The organism is Desulfuromonadales bacterium (assembly GCA_035620395.1).
In the GTDB taxonomy this organism is placed as follows: domain Bacteria; phylum Desulfobacterota; class Desulfuromonadia; order Desulfuromonadales; family DASPGW01; genus DASPGW01.
Map to the genome: position 1 here is coordinate 1 of DASPGW010000127.1, position 2715 is coordinate 2715.

The following is a 2715-nucleotide window of genomic DNA, read 5'->3' on the forward strand; positions in this document are numbered from 1 at the left end:
AGGAGACGATCCGGGCGATCAAGCAGGCGGTGCCGCAGCTCACCGTCATCACCGACGTCTGCCTCTGCGAGTACACCGACCACGGCCACTGCGGCGTGATCAAGAACGGCGACGTCGACAACGACGAAACCCTGCAGCTGCTCGCCGCCGAGGCACTCTCCCACGCCCGGGCCGGCGCCGACATCGTCGCCCCTTCCGACATGATGGACGGCCGGGTGGCGGCGATCCGCGAGATGCTGGACGCCAACGGCTTTTCCCACATCCCGGTGATGAGCTACGCCGTCAAGTACGCCAGCGCCTACTACGGTCCCTTCCGCGAGGCGGCCGAGAGCACTCCCCAGTTCGGTGACCGCAGAAGCTACCAGATGGACCCGGCCAACCGCCGCGAGGCCTTCCGCGAGGCGACCCTCGACGTGCAGGAGTGCGCCGACTTCCTCATGGTCAAGCCGGCTCTGGCCTACCTCGACATCCTGCGGGATCTCAAGGAGCGCTTCGACCTGCCGCTGGTGGCCTACAATGTCTCCGGCGAGTACAGCATGATCAAGGCGGCGGCGGCCAAAGGGTGGATCGACGGCGACCGGGTGATGCTGGAGACCCTGGTCGGCATGAAGCGCGCCGGCGCCGATCTGATCATCACCTATCACGCCAAGGAAGCGGCAAAACTGCTGCGCTGATGCGATAAACTCTTGCTCTAATCTCACCACGAAGCACACGAAAGACCGCGAAGAAATCCCTGGAATGGATTTCCCGTCGAGTTCTTCGTGCTCTTCGTGGTGAATCATTTATACTTCATGGCATGGCCCAGGAAATCCCAGCACCTGAAAAGCTGACCCGCAGCGAGACCATCACCGCCCTGTCCCACTACTATCGGGGCGAGGTGACGCGCAGCCTTGCCTGGCGGCAGCGCCTCGACCATACCACCAACTGGGCGGTCGGTGCCGCGGCGGCCCTGCTCGGTTTCGGATTTTCCCATCCGGAGATCCACCACAGCCTCTTTTTCTTCGCCCTTGCTCTCGTCTACGTCCTGCTCTTCGTCGAGGCCCGGCGCTACCGTTTTTACGACGCCTACGAGTACCGGGTGCGCCTGCTCCACCAGAACTTCATTTACGGAGTGCTGACGGGAAAGCTGGAGGTCGAAGAAGGTTCCTTCTGGCTCGCCGAGCTCGCCTCGGACCTGAAGTATCCCCAGTACAAGATGGATTTTCTGCATGCTCTCGGCCGCCGGCTCCACGCCAATTACGCCTACCTCTTCGGTATTCTGCTCGTCGGCTGGCTGGTCAAGATCAAACTCCACCCCGTACCCGCCCGCACCTGGGGGCAATATCTCGAGCAGGCGAGTCTGGGCAACCTGCCCGGCTGGGTGACGCTCCTCTTCATCCCGTTGTTTGCCGCGCATATCCTGGTCCTGGTCCGCCTCAGCCGCAAACCCGGCGGCGGTCGGGATTTTCTCTATTCCGGCTCTCGTCATGACGGCACAACGGCGCCATGATCCCCTTCCCTTCACTCCCCGAGCGATGCCCGCATGAATGAATATTGCAAGACGACCCTCGCCAACGGCCTGCGGGTGGTGACCGTGGAAATGCCGCACCTGCACAGCGCCGAGATGGCCTGCTACGTCAAGGTCGGCGGTCGCAACGAGGAACTCGCCACGGCGGGGATTTCCCACTTTCTCGAGCACATGATTTTCCGCGGCACCGGCGACTTTCCGACCAGCCTCGAGTTGGAGCGGGCCTTCGAGGCAATCGGCGGCGCGGTCAACGCCGCCACCGATGCCGAAACCACCTGCTACCACTCGCGCCTGCATCCCGACCGGATCGCCGAAGGGGCGGCCCTCTTCGCTTCCATGCTGCGCCGGCCGCTGCTCGCCGACCTGGAGATCGAGCGGCGGATCATCCTCGAGGAAGCACTGGAAGATCTCAACGAGCGCGGCGAGGAGGTCAACCCCGACAACCTGACAGCCCGGCTGCTTTGGCCCGGACACCCGCTGAGCCTGCCCACCATTGGCACCCGTGATTCGATCCGCGGCATCGGCCCGGAGGGTCTGCGCCGCTACCACGCCGCTTATTACACCCCTGGGAACGCCGTGCTGGTTGTCGCTGGCCCGGTTGGCCACGAGGCGGTCACGGCGGCTGTCGCCGAGCATTTCGGTGACTGGCGGGGGGCGGCCGTCCCGCCAACTCTGCTGCATCCCGGCAGCGACGGGCAAGGCTCTCCCGAGACAATCTGGGTGCACGATTCCGACTCCCAGGTCTCCGTCCAGTTCGCCTTTCGCCTCCCCGGCCGGCTGAGCCCGCACGCCGTCCCGCTGCGCGTGCTGCGCAGGATTCTCTCCGGCGGCGGCACCTCGCGCTTGATGCTGCGGCTGCGCGAGACGCTCGGCCTGACCTACAGCATCGAGGCCAACCTCTCCCTGTTCGAGGAGTGCGGCTGCTTCTCCATCGACTTCTCCGTCGCGCCGGAAAACCTGGCGGCGGCGGCAGGCGAGGTCCTGGAGGTCCTGACCGAAATCTGCCGCGAGCCGGTGGGGGAGGCGGAGCTGGCCCGCGTGGTGCGCAGCTACCTCTACGATCTCGACTTCAGCCGGGACCATGCCGATGACATGACCGTACGCTACGGCTGGGGGGAGCTGGTCGGCTACCTGCGGACTCTGGAGGCGGACCGGCGGGAGATTGCCGGCGCCGACGCCGGAACGCTGCTGGCGGCAGCCCGCGAGCT

At 65.2% G+C, this 2715-nt stretch carries 3 protein-coding genes; all 3 read left to right on the forward strand.

Annotated features, from left to right (window positions below; translation table 11 throughout):
• Positions 1–674 (forward strand): porphobilinogen synthase (gene hemB, locus VD811_06920; protein HXV20704.1); only part of this gene is annotated, 674 nt, incomplete at its 5' end.
• 122 nt (positions 675–796) lie between these two features.
• Positions 797–1489 (forward strand): DUF2270 domain-containing protein, encoded by a 693-nt coding sequence (locus VD811_06925; protein ID HXV20705.1) that lies wholly within the window; start codon positions 797–799, stop codon positions 1487–1489.
• 33 nt (positions 1490–1522) lie between these two features.
• On the forward strand, positions 1523–2715 hold a 1193-nt coding region (locus VD811_06930), incomplete at its 3' end, for a pitrilysin family protein (GenBank protein HXV20706.1).

Excerpts from the sequence above, each read along its gene's own strand:
- VD811_06925 (HXV20705.1), top strand. The coding sequence starts at position 797 with ATGGCCCAGGAAATCCCAGCACCTGAAAAGCTGACCCGCAGCGAGACC.